Source organism: Nostoc sp. DedQUE07 (genome assembly GCF_034530975.2).
Classification (GTDB): Bacteria; Cyanobacteriota; Cyanobacteriia; order Cyanobacteriales; family Nostocaceae; genus Nostoc.
In genome coordinates, this window is the sequence record NZ_JAVRCC020000021.1 from 67,453 (window position 1) to 83,640 (window position 16,188).

General features: G+C 42.6%; 15 protein-coding genes and 1 tRNA gene. 4 read left to right on the forward strand and 12 right to left on the reverse strand.

Annotation, left to right across the window (positions count from 1 at the left end; translation table 11 throughout):
- Window positions 1-38: 38 nt before the first annotated feature.
- Together RMZ95_RS17585 and RMZ95_RS17590 are read right to left on the reverse strand one after the other, a co-directional pair.
- Window positions 39-2,072, reverse strand: a complete 2,034-nt coding sequence (locus RMZ95_RS17585; RefSeq protein ID WP_322686689.1) for a Z1 domain-containing protein — start codon at window positions 2,070-2,072, stop codon at window positions 39-41.
- 42 nt (window positions 2,073-2,114) lie between these two features.
- Window positions 2,115-3,497 carry a DNA cytosine methyltransferase gene (locus RMZ95_RS17590; protein ID WP_322686688.1) on the reverse strand — a complete coding sequence of 461 codons (1,383 nt, stop codon included), beginning with the start codon at window positions 3,495-3,497 and terminating at the stop codon, window positions 2,115-2,117.
- Window positions 3,498-3,715: 218 nt separating this feature from the next.
- On the opposite strand from RMZ95_RS17590, the gene RMZ95_RS17595 reads away from it, so the two are divergent.
- On the forward strand, window positions 3,716-3,889 hold the full coding sequence (locus RMZ95_RS17595; protein WP_322686687.1) for a hypothetical protein: 174 nt from the start codon (window positions 3,716-3,718) through the stop codon (window positions 3,887-3,889).
- 10 nt (window positions 3,890-3,899) lie between these two features.
- Here the strand turns inward: RMZ95_RS17595 and RMZ95_RS17600 are convergent, their stop codons facing one another.
- Window positions 3,900-4,334 (reverse strand): DUF5615 family PIN-like protein, encoded by a 435-nt coding sequence (locus tag RMZ95_RS17600; protein WP_322686686.1) that lies wholly within the window; start codon window positions 4,332-4,334, stop codon window positions 3,900-3,902.
- Window positions 4,246-4,674, reverse strand: coding sequence for a DUF433 domain-containing protein (locus RMZ95_RS17605; protein ID WP_322686685.1), 429 nt, complete (start codon window positions 4,672-4,674; stop codon window positions 4,246-4,248). The genes RMZ95_RS17600 and RMZ95_RS17605 overlap by 89 nt, the downstream gene beginning before the upstream one ends.
- Before the next feature lie 372 nt (window positions 4,675-5,046).
- Between RMZ95_RS17605 and RMZ95_RS17610 the strand changes: the two genes are divergently transcribed.
- Entirely contained in the window at window positions 5,047-5,484 is a 438-nt protein-coding gene (locus RMZ95_RS17610; RefSeq protein ID WP_322686684.1) for a hypothetical protein, read from the forward strand.
- 155 nt (window positions 5,485-5,639) lie between these two features.
- Here the strand turns inward: RMZ95_RS17610 and RMZ95_RS17615 are convergent.
- A tRNA-Thr gene (locus RMZ95_RS17615) sits at window positions 5,640-5,711 on the reverse strand.
- 33 nt (window positions 5,712-5,744) lie between these two features.
- Here RMZ95_RS17615 and RMZ95_RS17620 point away from each other — a divergent pair.
- Window positions 5,745-6,038 (forward strand): DUF3493 domain-containing protein, encoded by a 294-nt coding sequence (locus RMZ95_RS17620; RefSeq protein WP_322686683.1) that lies wholly within the window; start codon window positions 5,745-5,747, stop codon window positions 6,036-6,038.
- A 345-nt stretch (window positions 6,039-6,383) separates the two neighbouring features.
- Here the strand turns inward: RMZ95_RS17620 and RMZ95_RS17625 are convergent, their stop codons facing one another.
- Entirely contained in the window at window positions 6,384-8,075 is a 1,692-nt protein-coding gene (locus RMZ95_RS17625; RefSeq protein ID WP_322686682.1) for a DUF1565 domain-containing protein, read from the reverse strand.
- Window positions 8,076-8,370: 295 nt separating this feature from the next.
- Here RMZ95_RS17625 and RMZ95_RS17630 point away from each other — a divergent pair, with 295 nt between their 5' ends.
- The gene (locus RMZ95_RS17630; protein ID WP_322686681.1) at window positions 8,371-8,907 is read left to right on the forward strand and encodes an alpha/beta hydrolase; all 537 of its coding nucleotides are present in this window, start codon (window positions 8,371-8,373) and stop codon (window positions 8,905-8,907) included.
- Here the strand turns inward: RMZ95_RS17630 and RMZ95_RS17635 are convergent.
- The 6 genes from RMZ95_RS17635 to rimP form a co-directional block, all read right to left on the reverse strand.
- The gene (locus tag RMZ95_RS17635) at window positions 8,904-9,101 is read right to left on the reverse strand and encodes a hypothetical protein (RefSeq protein ID WP_322669750.1); all 198 of its coding nucleotides are present in this window, start codon (window positions 9,099-9,101) and stop codon (window positions 8,904-8,906) included. The genes RMZ95_RS17630 and RMZ95_RS17635 overlap by 4 nt on opposite strands.
- A gap of 196 nt (window positions 9,102-9,297) precedes the next feature.
- Window positions 9,298-9,918: a low-complexity tail membrane protein gene (locus RMZ95_RS17640; RefSeq protein WP_322686680.1), complete on the reverse strand. Its 621-nt coding sequence runs from the start codon at window positions 9,916-9,918 to the stop codon at window positions 9,298-9,300.
- 105 nt (window positions 9,919-10,023) lie between these two features.
- Window positions 10,024-13,188 carry a translation initiation factor IF-2 gene (gene infB, locus RMZ95_RS17645; protein ID WP_409882912.1) on the reverse strand — a complete coding sequence of 1,055 codons (3,165 nt, stop codon included), beginning with the start codon at window positions 13,186-13,188 and terminating at the stop codon, window positions 10,024-10,026.
- 476 nt (window positions 13,189-13,664) lie between these two features.
- Window positions 13,665-13,934 (reverse strand): YlxR family protein, encoded by a 270-nt coding sequence (locus tag RMZ95_RS17650; protein ID WP_094348539.1) that lies wholly within the window; start codon window positions 13,932-13,934, stop codon window positions 13,665-13,667.
- Between the two features lie 134 nt (window positions 13,935-14,068).
- Window positions 14,069-15,355 carry a transcription termination factor NusA gene (nusA, locus tag RMZ95_RS17655; RefSeq protein ID WP_322669754.1) on the reverse strand — a complete coding sequence of 429 codons (1,287 nt, stop codon included), beginning with the start codon at window positions 15,353-15,355 and terminating at the stop codon, window positions 14,069-14,071.
- Between the two features lie 257 nt (window positions 15,356-15,612).
- Window positions 15,613-16,074 carry a ribosome maturation factor RimP gene (gene rimP / locus RMZ95_RS17660; protein WP_322669755.1) on the reverse strand — a complete coding sequence of 154 codons (462 nt, stop codon included), beginning with the start codon at window positions 16,072-16,074 and terminating at the stop codon, window positions 15,613-15,615.
- Window positions 16,075-16,188 lie beyond the last annotated feature (114 nt).

Below are 16,188 nucleotides of genomic sequence, written 5' to 3' on the forward strand. Positions count from 1 at the left end.
CAAAAGTTGTTTATCTAGGGTATTTGAAGAAATTTAAATTAGCTTTCATTTACAGAAAACGCATAGTTACCATCTGGAAATCGGATAACTGGAATCCAGAAAGGTACTCCATGCCAACCCTTATCCGGCCTACCAATATTTCGAGTCATTAGTAATGCTGGATAATTAGGGTTAATGTTGTATGGAGCATTCCTATTATGAGGAGGTAACACAGCGCCTACTTGATCGTCTCTATCTTGGCTTCTTCCAATATCGCCTTCGCGATTCACAATAACTAATGAACCAGTGTTTTGATATCTAGATTGATCTTGCAGGGTAGAAACGGCTTGCCTAATCAAATCATCATTCCAAGTACGACTTGATCCAGGTGTTTGGTACTGAAAAGACAAAATCTCTAAAATATCATCAATTGTTACTCCATATGGTTGTTGCGAATTAGAATATTTAGCCGTAGACAGCAAATTATCAAGCTCTTGGGTTTGATTACGCAAAATATTAGGATCTGATATTGGCAATGAAGGGAAATACTGCCTTCCTCCTTGATAAGTTAATAGAATAACCGTATTTTCATTTAATACATTGCGGCGAGTCGGTCTGATTCCTCTTCCCATCAAAGGAATAAGCTGAATAGGTAAATGAGTTGCTTGGCACTGTTCTCTAACTAAATTATCACTGACATGAATATCAACAAATCTTTGAGCTAAATGAGTTGGCAAGTAAATACGAATAGCTGGTAATTCATGTTGACGATAACCGTACATTCTTGCATGTTGCAAAACTGTATCCATCTGTGGTTGTTGAGCATCTCTACCATAGTAAGTAACTAGAAGATTCTTGACAGTAACACCGCGACCTAGTTTTGTACCACCTATATAAAGGGTATGTTTTCGTGTTAGAGATCCAATTCCTTCACCAGTATCAGAGTTAATTTTTATGACTTCTGTAGAAGTAATTCGCCTTGCTGTTTCTACTAAAACATCATGAAATAATGGAATTTGAATATTTACAAAAGTTTGTTGTAAATTATCATAAGCATTTTGTAATTGTGTTATGAGAATAGGAGACACACCCGTTATTGGATCATTAGGATTTTGTCTAAGCTGGTTCGTCAATTCATTCTTAAAGTTATCAACCAATAATGCTGCTAAATCATGATCTCCCTGTCTAAAACTAGTATGGAGTAAATAGGTGTATTTTTTAGAATTTCCCTGTATTCTTAAAATTGCTGCCCCTAGAAAAAATACCAACATTGACTGTATAACAGTATCAGGAATACGGTTGCTAGTCCGCAACCTGTCAAGATCAATGTCAGGTACTAGACGAATATGAGCGGAATTACTAAAGTTATTGTTATCAAAAAAATAGTTTCCACCAACATAACCTGTACCAGGTTCAGTGACAACGACAAAATTAGGTCTGAAAGCACTTTGACTATCTTGTAATAGTAATGCTTGAGGAGTAGCGGTAGTTTGCAAGTATGTATGAGAATTCAGATTAGTTCTTAAATCAACAATTGCTCTATTTACTGCACTTGTAGGTTTGTTTTGATCATTAATATTCGTATCTAAACTAGCTTGATCTGCCTCATCATCAATGATGATAACTGGTTGGTTTTGCCAATTTGATAGCTGGACGATATTTAAAGCATCTCGCAAACGACGTGGAGCTTTAGGACAAACTAGAGCAAGTGGTAAACCATGAGTAGCTCTTGAAGTTTGTCTAATTTCTGTCTTACCAAAAACTTGAAAGCTATCTAATGCCCCTTTGATTCTTTCAAGCGTTTGCTCATAGATGTCATTTAGATTGGATGTCATCACTACAAAGTTATTCAAGCCATTATCTGCCGCTAAAGCCATAGTTGTCAGAATAATGGATGTTTTTCCACTTTGGATGTGACCATAAATTAATCCCTTTACAGAGCCAATTTCTGTAATTTCTAAACATCTTTCTACTACTTCAGATGCAGTTTGAATAATTTGTTCAAAATCATCGTATGAGATATTTTCTTCATCATTCAAATACTCTCTAAGATTAGTTATATTATCTCCATTCAGGGTATTTATTTGTACCATGTTTTTATTTCTTCAAGCTCTTAAAATTATCAAAAATAAAAATTATAGTTTTAGTATGTATCGTGCTATTGCTAGTGTTAAAAGAAAACTGACAGTATTAGCTAACTGCTGTTGCTTGTGCATTATACCTAAGACTTTAGAATTATCTGTAGTCCCACAAAAAGTAAACCAATCAGGAAGAGACTGTAAACGGCTAGCTTCTCGCAATGATAATCCTCTATTTTGCTCTGGATGAATTATCATGCTTTTGCGATAATTGCCAATTGTGATTGAAGGTTCATCCCACTTTAATCGCCTGTAGATATTACTGTGCGTATTTTCTATATCAGAATAGTTAGTCATCATGTGTCGAATATTTTGCCAGTTGCCACCAGCCGGAATATGTCTATACCTATCAATTACATAATCCGCTTGTTTTGAAACAATGTGACCTTCAATAGTACCTGGAGCTGCCATTTGGCGCATTTGCTGTAAAAACAGATTCGAGATTAATCCTTCCTGTGTAGGTTCGTCATACTCCTGAATAACTCGGACTTCGCCATTGTCAATCACAGGTAGATCGGAAATTGCTTCTTTTACCGTCGCATAGTTATATTTACCCATTGCTCCATGTGTAGGTAACGGAAATGCTCCCCATTCCCCAAAGTGATCAACTGTATAACCTAAATCTTTGTGTAATGCCAACAAGAAAAATCTATTCCGGTGTTGTGGAACTCCATACCAAGCAGCATCTAGAACTGCGGGAAAAAGAACATACCCAGCATCGGTAAATTTTCTTGCTATATAATCAACTACTGTTAATTTGCGTTTATTCTTACTTTTATTAGAACGAGGTGTCCATAGAATACCTTGAACATTTTCCAAAAGAATTGCTTTCGGTGCAAGTTCTAAAGAACATTCAATAAAGTATTCAACTAAGTGATTATACGTATTCTTCGCATCCCAATTACTTCGATTAGATTGGGAAAACCCTTGACAGGGAGTTCCACCAATAACAAGATCCACACCTTCTGCTTTTTTTACAGCTTCATGTACAAGTTGGAAATCTTGTTTTTTAGTTAAATCTATAGGAGTAAAATCTGAAGGAATACAGTCTTCAATGCGGTTAGTTGAGTTATTGGAAAATGATTTATAATTAGTTTCGAGGCTTTTTAAATATATTGGGTTAATTTCAGCAGAATTAATAATTCTAAATCCTTTTTTTTGCTCCCCAGCCATCAGAAATCCAACACCCATTCCGCCGGCTCCAGCAAAAAGCTCCACGACACGCACATCATTTCTTGATGCTGTAAGCGCACCATGTAAAGAAGTAGTTTCAGACATAAGTGATGAAGAAATATTAAGTTCTTCATCTTGCTCTTTAGATAATTTGATGTTTGCTCTGTAACGAACCCTTGAACCTGGATTGCAAGCTGGCTTGATCATGAAAGATTTTATGTGAAAGAATTCAATTATAAGATGGTCTTTGTTTGGGTTGAATATACGTACCAGAAGTGACATTAGTATCAAAAATTATAGCATCACTACTTATTTACGATAATTTTTAAGATTGTCCCTTAATTTTTGATGCACGCCTTGGTGTAGTCCAACCCAGGCATCGCACCAGAAAAGAATCACAGTTTGTCCCTGACAAAGTACCTCTAATGCCGCTTGCTTGTCAAACTCTAACAATTGCAAAGGTTGTTCAGGCGATCGCCCAGTGGCAGTTTCAGGTAAAACAAGGGTGCGATGCCTGGGTTGGGCTACGCCAACGCATTTATCGATTTGGGGTTCGCATTTTTTATTTCGGCGATCGCAAAATTCTATTTTTCAATTGATACGCTATTTTCATCGCCATTGATTCAACCAACGTATTTGCCCAGGCCAGTCTTCTGCTTGAGTTTCTGATAGCAAGCGATCCAATGCTTGAATCAGGTCAGACAAATTCCAACTATTTTGTGCCGCTAGAATAATGCCTCTGTGCTGCGGATACTGAATAACCAAGGACAAGAAATCTTTGATGTTGAAGGTAAAAATACACCGTCCGTTATCTGTGGCTTTCAGCAGTTGCATTTCATCGCTAGCATCTTCTGGCATCCATTCATTGGGAGTGCGAGTCACATCATGACCACGAGCAACTAGAGCCGTATGCAATGCTTTAATGGAAGTGTCTGCATCTAAATGCATCAGGAGTTTAGACACCAGCAGTTTCAATCGCTTGTTCTGTAGCGATCGCTTCATCAATCTCGGTACGATGGGCAGTGTAAAAACCCAGTGCGTCATTGATCTGAGCTTCAGTAATACCATACTGTTGGACAATTTGCCCGCAAGACCAGCCCCACTGATGAGCAGCAATCGCTAGAGTTTGCACTCGAATTCCTGTACCACTAACAACGGGAATTTTTTGGCCACTGCTTCCAATGCGATAGCTAATCAAGGGAAAGGAGGAGTCGTTCAGTTGATGGCGAAGGGAGGCAACTTTTTCTGCTACTGCCCACAAAATAAATTGATCGAGGGAAATTCCTTGGCTAGTTGCCCATTGCTCTATCTCTTGCTGTAGTTGAACAGGTAAATTGACCAAGTAGGAAGGCATTTGCTGAAGCTCAATGAATTGACTTTTCATTACATTGCTTTATTTTAAGCGATCGCCCCGTAGCAGTTTCAATTTATCGTTTGTGATTTTGGCGATGCCTGGGTTGGGCTACTCCAACGCATTTATCGATTTGGAGAATGCAATTGCTATTTCGGAGTACCCAATTGCTATTTCGGAGTACCCAATTGCTATTTCGGAGTACCCATTTTTTATTTCGGGGTACGCAATTGCTAATTGTACTTATTCTCAAATAAAAAATCGATATAAAAAATGAGTAAAAATACAGACAAACTCGTAATTATTTCGTTGAATTTTTAATGAAATAAATCCACAAAATCACCCATTTAAAGCAAAAGGATACTCCACTATGTTGAAAAAAGAATTATTAAAAAAGGATGTGTTATGTCTTTAAAAACTCGTGGTTCTGCTGCTATTGACAAAGCCCAACTTCGTCTCGCCTTGCTTAAATCCATTGATGAAAATCTAGATTTAGGACATGGGTTAACCATTGAAGCTTACAGTCAGTTAATCAACTCTACCCGTGCGATGCTAGAAGCTAATAATACACGGGTTTCTAATCTGGAAGAATCGCGTAAAACAGTAACCCAGATGGATAAAACCCTCTCTGAAATGTCTGAACGAATGCTAAGTGGAGTTGCAAGTGTCTACGGCAGAAACAGTATAGAGTATTCCAAGGCTGGCGGCTCTAATCGCAAACGAACTAAACAATCTAGTTCAAAAGTTACTCCACTTGTAGCGGTTCTTACTACTCAACCGACTCAAGCTGCAATTGCGAATGCCTCAACTAACGGTAATGGCACAACTCCTTTGCTGCAATAATTCCATATCCAGCAGCAGCGATCGCCAGCATTGCTATAAAATCTACCAATAGCAATAGTTTGTCACAACGAGATCGATGTGTCACCGACGACAGATAATTAATCACTGTACATGATTTATGTCAAACTCTAAATATTGAGGAATACTTTCATCAAAGCCGATGATGGGATTTGAACCCACGGCCTGCTGATTACGAATCAGCTGCTCTACCACTGAGCCACATCGGCGTACACAATCTAAGAGTATAACACGATTTAATCATGGTAGATCAAAATCCCAAAAATCGTCTTAATCCTGAACAATATGCCAGCCTGAAAGCAGAAATAGCTGCTCCTTATCGCGGCTTCCGACAATTTTTTTACATTGCTTTCGGCGCTTCTGGCTTACTCGGTGCATTCGTCTTTTTCTTCCAAGTGCTTGCCGGACGCAATGTTGAGAGTGCTTTGCCCAGTTTAGCTCTCCAAGTCGGAATAGTTGCTTTAATGGTTTTCCTCTGGCGTTGGGAACAGCGTCGGCAACAACGCCCCAATTCGGGTAAAAATCCTAATTCTTAAAGGGATAAATTTTAGCTAGTTAATTTTTGAGTACCTTCTTTTGATATATCTTTTCTTCAAATTTCTTAATGCTTTTATGAAGATGAAAATATCCAGAAAGAAAAAGTAAAAAAATTATTAGGAAATCCCAAAAAGCAAAAATTTCTGTGAAAATAGAAATCATTGAAACGGGGTCAGCCAATATAAAGACCCTGACCATAAACCCAATCAAATTCAAAGGGGTCAGCTATATTTAAAGACTCCAAATTTTATGATTCAAAAACCCTAAAATTAAAAAACCACTATATTGAAAGCGCCAGACTGATAATTTATTAGTCTGGCGCTTCCAATTTGCTAACTAGACATTTACTGAACTGTTACCAAATAAGATGAAGGAATTGGTTGGGCACGTCCAGCATTGACAAGTGCCTGATAAACAAAGGCAGCAACTTCGGCTCTAGTCGCTTCACGATTAGGATTGAGTTGCTTGGCTGTGGGATAGTTGATTACTAGTTGCCGTGCAGTTGCGGCGGCAACTGGTGCGATCGCATAATTAGGAATCTGAGCAGCATCGGTGTAAAAGGAAACGACATTTTGATTACTCGCAGTTAAGCCCAAACCATTAGCTAAAGCGACTAACGCCTGCACTCGGGGAATTTGCTGCTGTGGCTTAAAAGTGCCATCGGGATAACCAGAAACAAATTGACTCTGGTAAGCAGATTGAATAGCAGCGTAAGCCCAGAAATTGCTTGCTACATCCTTAAATTTAATTGCAGGGCGTTTGGTTGGTGGTGTTAGGGCTTTAGTGACAATAGTGGCGAATTGAGCGCGAGTTACAGGATCGTTGGGTTTAAAGCTGCCATCAGGAAAGCCCGCAATAATATTTTGAGAAGCTAAAGCTTCGATGTAGCTTTTTGCCCAGTAATTTGCTGGCACATCTTTAAAGGCAACAGCCCCTCCAGGCGGTACATCAACACTGGCGGCAACAAAATCTACTGAGCCAAAAATCTTTTTCTGATCGATATCGTTGCCAACAGCGACGATTCTACTGGTTTTAGTGGCGTTGTTCACATCATAACGAGTGTTATTGCGGATAAGATTGCCACCAGGATTTTCGTTGGTGCCAAGGTCGGGTGAAGCGTTGACAGTTGCTACTACTCCATCCCGCTTATTATTTTGAATGACATTTTTACGCAATACAGGCTTCGCTGACTCTGAGATAAAAAGACCGTCTTGGTTTTCGATAATTTGGTTTTCTACAACTAGAGGTGTGGAAGTGCCACCGATCGCAAGACCAAAACCAGTATCCTGAAATAAGTTACTCCGAATTTCTCCTTGAGCAGCTCTAGCAACTGAAATCCCATTGCCTTTGTTTTGCACAAACAAGTTACTTTCAACTTTGGGATTGCCTGTACCCGTGACAAAAACACCTTCTCTGACACTGTTAGTAAAAGTACTGTTTTTGATAGTCGGATTAGTTGACTCCACCCACACAGCCGTACCCCGGCTATTTGGGTTGGTGACAGTGACACCAGCGATCGTGGTATCTTGCTCGGCCAGGATGGTAATGTCTTGTCTGGCAAAAGTGCGACTAGTGTAGAAGCCTCCACCTGTAATCAATATCGCCTGACCTTTAGTAGCTTCATCACCCCGCAGTGTCACCCCTGGTTTAAGTAAAAGCGGGAAGGTTTCACCACTTTCTTGGTTATAGTTACCAGGTGCTAATTGAATAACTGCACCTGCTTGGGCTTGACTGAGAGCGAAACTTATGCTTTTGTAGGGTGCTGCCGAGGTGGCACCAGCACCAGCCCTATCTGCACCAGTTGCTGGATTAACATAAATCGCTGCGGCAGTTGCAGGAGCTTGGGCTGTGCGAGTTGGGGCGATATTTTCTGGATGAGTCGCACCAGCATTAACCTCACTAGGTAGTAGTGAACCACTAGAAACAACAAGCATTGCCGTGAGTCCGGCTCCCACGCGCAAAGAATATTTGAGATGATTGCTAGAAAGAAGGCGAAAAATTTTCGCAAGAGTAATGTGATAACCCCGATATTTCATTTTTTGAGTCTGTGATGTGCTGAATTACGGTATGTCGAACAAGGTTAAAGATAACAGCGTTGTAGCTGCTCTAAAACCCATGCAAAACTATACTGGATGATTAGCACTGATTCAGCTAAATTCCTTAGAGAGGTTACAGAACTTATACATTAGTTATATTGTATTATTCAGAAAATTTTCTTAGGGGCACTATGGGGATGAGGCGATTTTTTAGTATTCCCTAAAGCTAGATGCTGCAACTAATTCTGCTGGAATATCATCACAGAAAAAGCGAACCTATTGGAAATCGAGAGAAATGCATTTTAATTTCTTATGGCTGCGTCGCATCTTAGTTTTAGTAAGCATTATCTGTTTTCTGTTTTTGTCCACTCCTGCCTTTGCAGCAGAACGAGTAGTCCTGAAGTATGGTATTTTCCGTGAATCACTTTCTGTAGAGGAAATATCCACCTTTGCCGAAACAGGTGAAGTCTCACCTTTACTAAAAGTGAATTTAGCTTTGGCGCGACAAGACCCCAAAGCCATTCGTCAGTATTTAACACAGCCAGTGAAGGTAAACGCTGTATTTTTAGATAGAGCGCTAAATAGCCAGATTGGTAATATTATTTTGGATCGAGTTAGTCAAGTTATTTCTACACCGTCTCAAAGAGCAAATCGGCAAGCTTTACGAGCCGCTTTGGTACTTTCTGCGAATCAAGACGGCCAAGTGTCGCTGATTGAAATTATTAAAAATTATCCCACAAATGAAGTGGAAGTTGATGGCGATCGCTTGCAGGGTGCATACCGTCAACTCCGTCGTTTGCAAACAAACCTACAAGATTTATTTGGTCTTTAGTAAGCTAAAGTTTCTAAAGTTTCTCTTAAATACCGCTGTACCTGCTGTTCCAAGCGAATTCCGTGTAATTGAGCATCCCGTTCTAGTTGCCAGCGTTGAAAACCGGAACTATTGGAGATCGCACATTTGAGACTATACCAAATTTCAGTATCATCAGAAAATTGGCGATCGCTAGAAGCTGGAATTTGAGCCATAGTTCCTCATTCCTTTGTTTTTCTTCAACGGTAACTGGGTATTGGCAATGGGGCATTGGGGAGCCACTGCGGTCTTGGGGTCTTCCCAAGTGGAGCAAGTGGCGTCATTGATTATTAGTTATTCTCCTCTGCACCCCTGCCTCTTCTGATACTTATTTGTAGCCCTTTAAAGTTAAATAATATACTTTACGGGCTGCTACGAATCTGTATTTATCTTAAACAAGGATTGTAATAATCGAGGCACGATTTGATTAACTCGCACTCCTAAAATTGTGAAATCTTGCTTAATCTTTTCTAAAGATAATGGTTCTATGCCAGCAAATTCTGTGTCATTAGTCACCAAAACTCGCATTACACTCACAGGTACTTGTAAAAATAGATTGCCACCCAAAAATGCTAATCCCGCCAGCACTAATGCAACACTGCGCCATTGTGGGAGAAATTTAGCTGAATCTGCTACTAATGGGGCAATTTGGTAAAGATACCACAGTATCCCAACCGACAAGGCTGCTGCCACCAATGCCAGGATACGATTTACCTTTGTATTAATTAAACAGAGAATTTTTCGCTGCCGCTCAGTCAGATTTTCTGGTTTTTGGGCTATTCCTAAAAGAGCAAATATATAAAAAGGGCGACGCAACTGCATCCATAGCAGGGGGAGAACACCAATGGCGCCAACTAACAATAGCTCCATCCAGACTGGTAAAAATGGCTCGCCTACAGACAAAAACAATAAGCAGAGTACTAAAAAAACAGGCAACGTCGCTAATCCAGCGACGTGAATCCACAAAATAGGTTCAGAGCGAAATGAATGCATATTATAAAAAGTTGTGAGTTAAGAGTTAGGAGTTAGGAATTAGCAGTCTTTAACTCCTAACTCCTAATTTATCACTCCTAACTTCTAACCATTTTACCCTCAACACTATCTCGTTAAGGTGAGAGTGCGGCGCTTCGTAACCATTTGATAGGCTTCGATGATGTCACCTTCAACCCAATCATTGAATTTATCGATGCCGACACCGCATTCATAACCGGCGTTGACTTCACGGCTATCTTCTTTCATCCGTTTTAGGGAGTCAAGAACGCCTTCATAGATCACCTTACCGCCGCGTCGCACCCTGACTTTACAGTTGCGAACTAGCTTGCCAGATTGAACGTAGCAACCGGCAACAGCACCGCGACCGACTGGGAAGACGGCACGGACTTCGGTTTGACCCAAGGGTTCTTCCACCAACTCTGGTTCCAAAAGACCTTCCAAGGCATCTTGGATATCTTCTAGGAGTTTGTAAATTACGTTGTATTCACGAACATCTACACCCGCTTCATCGGCAGCTTGTCTGGCACCACTAGCGAAGGTGGTATTGAAGCCAATAATTACAGCGTTACTGGCAGCTGCTAAGTCGATATCTGTCTCGGTGATTTCCCCAGCAGTAGCCAACAGCATCCGAATTTGGACTTCGTTTTGCGGAATTTGCTTGAGCGCTCCCACAATGGCTTCCACGGAACCTTGTACGTCTCCCTTCAAGATCAAGTTGAGTTCTTTCAACTCGCCTTCTTGTGCTTGAGCAGACAAGGTTGTAAGAGTAACACGACCCTGTAACAAACGGGATAGGCGTTGTCTGTCGGCGCGATCGCTAGCGAGTGCTCTGGCTTCTTTCTCGTTTTGGAAGACCTCAAACTCGTCGCCGGCTGCCGGCACATCACTTAAACCTAGTACCTCGACAGCAAAGGAAGGAGAAGCAATGTCTACTCTCTTGCCTCTGTCATCTACCATCGCCCGGACTTTACCGAAGGCCGAGCCAGCTACTAAGATATCTCCCACATGCAGGGTACCATTCTGAATTAGCAGGGTAGCAACTGCTCCTTTAGCTTTATCCAGATGTGCTTCAATGACAGTTCCTTTTGCGGTACGATCTGGGTTGGCAGATAGTTCTGCAACCTCTGCTACTAAGAGAATCATCTCTAAGAGCGTATCCAGATTTTCACCTCTGATGGCGCTCACGGGAACCATGATTGTCTCACCGCCCCAGTCTTCTGATGTCAGACCATACTGAGTGAGTTCTTGTTTAACGCGTTCTGGCTGTGCCCCTTCTTTGTCAATTTTGTTAATTGCAACAACAATTGGCACTCCAGCAGCTTGGGCGTGGCTAATGGCTTCAATGGTTTGGGGACGGACACCATCATCAGCAGCGACTACTAAGACGGCAATATCTGTTACCCGCGCTCCTCGTGCCCGCATAGCTGTAAAGGCTTCGTGACCAGGAGTATCCAGGAAGACTATCTGCTGTGGTTTCCCCTCATGTTCGACATCCACATGGTATGCACCGATGTGTTGAGTGATCCCGCCAGCTTCGCCCGCAGCCACTTTGGTTTTGCGGATTGAGTCGAGCAGGGTTGTTTTACCGTGGTCTACGTGACCCATGATTGTCACCACAGGCGGACGGCGGTGGAGATATTCTTGGTCTTCTGCACCGACCATTTCCGTAATTTTCCGAGCTTCTGCTTCTCGTTCGGCGGTTTCGACTTCTATTTCTAATTCTTTTCCTACCAGGGTAATTGTGGGAATATCCAGATTTTGAGTGATACTCACCGCCATACCTTTAAGGAACAGGATTTTCACAATCTCTGTATCGGGAACGGCTAAAACGTCAGCCAGTTCTTGCACAGTCAACGGCCCTGTGATCGTCACTTTTTCGGGGCGATCGCGCTTTGTCTCGGCTTCTTGGCGACGGTTTTGGTGATTGTCACGCCCAGAACCAGACTTGGAACCAGACCTAGAACCAGACTTTCTGGCTCTTGCAGTTGGGGCGCTAGCAAGGGTTGCACCTGGTATCTGTACAGGTCGAGTCGCTTTCGGGTTGGGAGGACGAGCGATAGAAAGGCTGACTTGGACTGTGGCTGGTGAATCTATATCGTCATCATCTAGCAAATCTTCTTCAAACTCATCATCAAGTATGGGTTTGATTCGCTTGCCTTTGACGCCAGCTTTTGCCTTCTCTTTAACTTCGTCAATTATTTCCTCTTCTACCCACTTTTTGCCGCCTTTGGTCGGTCGAGGCGGACTTGGGCGTTTCAAATCGAGGAGATCCGGTGTGACTGGTTCATCACCCAATCCTTGAGATTTGCCCGCTATGCCTGACATCTGTCTGGGGGGAGTAGCAATCGGCATTGCGGCTGCTACTGCTTCACCTGGACGTGCTGGTCTGGGTCTTTGTCCCTCTCCCAGTTGTGATGGTGCAGATGGTCTATTACCTCTCTGCTCTGGTCTGCTGGGTGCAGGGGTGGGACGACTTGTCCTTTGTGGCGCACTTGGTGGAGACTGGTCTGTTGGCAGTTTAGCGACTCTTGGCTTAATTTGTTCGCGATCGCCTTCCGCGGGACGTAGCCGTTGGTCGCGTTTGAGGATCGGTTTATCTGCCTGAGATACTGGCGGCTCATCTACCACCTGGGCTTCTTCTGCCGCAGGCCTGGCTGGAGGAGCAACTAGTTGTGGTTTAATCGGTTTTTCCGATTTCGGTCTGGGCGGAACTATTTTTTCCGGTTTTTGGGATGCTATTTTTTCCGGTGCCGGATTTGGATTAGGCGTTTGTTCCAAGTCAGCGATCGAGGGTTGCTCTTGAGTCTCAGATTGAGTCCGGGGCACAGGTCGAGTTGGTGCTGCCGGTTTTTGGGGTGAGACTGGTGTAGCGAAAGGCCGTGGAGGAGAGGGAGGATTAGCTTCAGACAAGGCAGCTTGGGTATTGTTAGCAAGTGACGCCTCTGGGGCGTTGGGAGTAGTATTTCTCAATATTTTGGGTTTACGTATTTCCAAAATTTGCTGTTTGTGGGGTGCAGCAGGTCGCGAAGGTCCGCCGTTGGGTAGTGAATTTGGCTTATGGCTGGTTGTACCTAGTTCCTTTTTGGCTGACACACTCGTAGCTGCAAGCTTTTCTGCTGCCGCCCGGATGTTTTCTGCCTCGGATTCTGAAATCGTGCTGCTATGGCTTTTGACCGCAATATCGAGCTGGTCGCAAATTGCTAGTAGCTCTTTGTTATCCAAATTCAATTCCTTTGATAATTCATAAATTCTAACTTTGCCGTTGGTCATCCACTCTTCCCCTTTAATTTACAGTTTTAGCGGATGGTTGCCTGGTTTGCGACATCTCCATCCTTGGACTACTGTTTTTAGACTGCCGTTCAGTTTTTGCCGGTGCCTCCAATCAGGAAAGAGAGATGTTTCGGTTTAATAATGGCATCCCCACCAGGAATGATGGTTGAGGGATACCCATAAAAATTTCTTAAATAAAAGATTTTTATAGGAACCCTTGACGCCGAACTGCGCCTGAGCGCTACCAGGTTGCCATTTTGTAGTTTCTTGTTTTGTTGATTCTGATTCCACAACACAATCGATTACATCTTGTTCTGGGAATATTGCCTCGCCCCTCGTTATTCGAGAGCCTAATGCCTTTTACACCCATTTACTATTTTGGCACTAACCTTAACGTTCAACAGGGAGTTTGATGAAAGCACTACTTCGGCTTTCGACACAATTCCTCTAATGATTACGTCACAAAGTTGTTCCAACTAAATTTGGTTTTGGGTATTACTGCGGGCTAGACGTTGCGACAAGCTTTGGTACAGTGCTTCTGGCACTGATGCATGTAGCGATCGCCCTAGTCGATTTTTTTTTTGAGCCGCTTGTAAGCAACTCGTTTCTGGACAAATATAGGCAGAACGCCCCATGCCCTGATCTAATTGTACCTTTCCCGATGGAAAGACGCGGACAATCCGCCAAAACTGATCTTTTGAGCCTACTTTCCGGCAGCTAATACAGCGCCGATAATTTGGTTTCATCGGTTCTTTGCGATCTCAGTCTAGGATAATGGAAGTAAAAAGAAGTTTATTATGACTATTTTTTACTTATACCAAGTAGCTTTTGAGACTGAGACTACAATCTTACACTATCAAAACTTTACAAAATTAATCAATTATTCATCATCGTTATTGTCAAAACTATCTTCCTCTTCTAGTTCGTTCTGATTTTCATCCTCGAATTCTTCTTCAAAGTCCGAGTCGTCTTCTTCTGATTCTTCTGTTTGATATTTTGTTCTGACGGCTGCAAACTTGGTATCCTCTGCTGCATAGTCATACTTAGCTTTGTCTTTAATGTCTATTTTCCAACCAGTCAGACGGGCTGCCAAACGGACGTTTTGTCCTTCTTTCCCAATAGCCAAACTCAATTGATCTTCAGCTACAAGTACGTGAGTTTGCCGTGATTCTGGGTCCATCAAACGTACTTCATCTACCCGTGCTGGACTTAAGGCATTAGCAATGTATGTTGCTGGGTCTGGCGACCAGCGAATTACATCTATTTTTTCACCGCGTAATTCGTTGACTACTACTTGAATTCGCGATCCCCTAGCTCCAATACAAGCGCCTACTGGGTCTACATCGCGATCGAGAGTATCTACTGCTATTTTAGTTCGAGGGCCGACATAACGGGAAGGTGGGTTTGCCTCCCTAGCTACGGCAACAATCCGTACAACTTCATCTTCAATTTCTGGGACTTCGTTGGCGAAAAGATAAACTACCAAACCAGCATCAGCACGAGACACAAGCAACTGTGGCCCTCGTTGCTGACCTTGGGAGACTTTTTTCAGATATACCTTGAAGGTGGCATTTGCCCGATAATTATCGTTAGGCAACTGTTCCCGCTTTGGTAATTCGGCTTCTACTTCTGGCTGACCAAAGCCGCTGCTAACTGCTAGAACCACTGATTGCCGCTCAAACCGCAGGACTCTTGCTTGGAGAACAGTTCCTTCTAAATCTTGGAACTCTTCTTGCACCATCTGGCGCTGTTGATCGCGTAATTTTTGCGCCAATACTTGCTTAGTTTGCATCGCCGCCATCCGACCAAATTCTCCTTGGTCGGGGGTAACATCCAGCACTACAGAGTCCCCTAACTGCGCTTCGGGAGCGACTTGTTGAACTTCGTCTAGAGAAATTTGATGATCTGTATTATCTACTTCTTCAACAATGGTTTTGGTGGAAAGAACGCGAAATCCTTCTCCTTCAATATCGAGTTCTACTTCAAAATTTTCAAAATAATCTTCGTCAAACTGTTTGCGCTCTAAATTTTGGGCGCGGCGATAACGTTCATAGCCTTTAAGTAGTGCTTCTCTTATAGCTGATTGAACCGCAAGCCTGGGTAAATTCCGTTCGCGACTTATACTTTCAATTAATTCTTTTAATCCAGATAAAGTAACCATTGACATAAGCAATCTCCTTTAAAAATTAGGGACTGGGGACTGGGTGTTGGGCATTGGGCATTGGGCATTGGGCATTGGGCATTGGGAAGAGGACAAGAGGACAAGAGGACAAGGAGAATTGGGGACAAGGGAAAAAAACTTGTTGCAAGTTCTCACCTCTTGTCACCTTGTCACCTTGTCACCCTTGCTCCTCTGCTCCTCTGCTCCTCTGCTCCTCTACCCCTCCAATCCCTAGTCCCTAGCTTCTAGCCTTAGTAACTTGTTTATTGGCGCTCCTCTAACTGCACCTTAGTAATTAGAGAGCGGGGAATTTCGACTACACGACCTTTTTGATTTAAATAAAGTGTTGTCTCATCCCGACGAATCAACTGACCAATCCACTCTTGTTGTCCGTCGTAGGGGGGCGTTGTGGAGACAATAACAGGAAATCCTTTAAAGGAAATAAACTCCCTGTCTGTTACCAATTGCCGCGAAATACCGGGACTAGACACTTCCAAGACGTATGTATCTGGAACGATTTCCGCAGCATCTAAGGAGGCTTCTAAAGCACGGCTCATCCTCTCACAATCGTTCAACCCAGTGTCTTGCTCTGGATTGCGAATGTCTACCCGCAACACTGGTGGACTTTGGTTGGTGTGAAAAACCACGCCAACCACTTCCAATCCCAGTTCTTCTGCCACTGGTGTCGCCAAATCAATAATTTGTGGAACTAAAGGATGAGCCATGAGAGAATTCAATAAAAAAAGTGGGCATCGACCCACTTCCTGCGATAGGTATATCTTCCAAGAAGTCTTGTGACGAACCAAGTTATGATTCGCCTAATTCGAGTTTAGCGCATT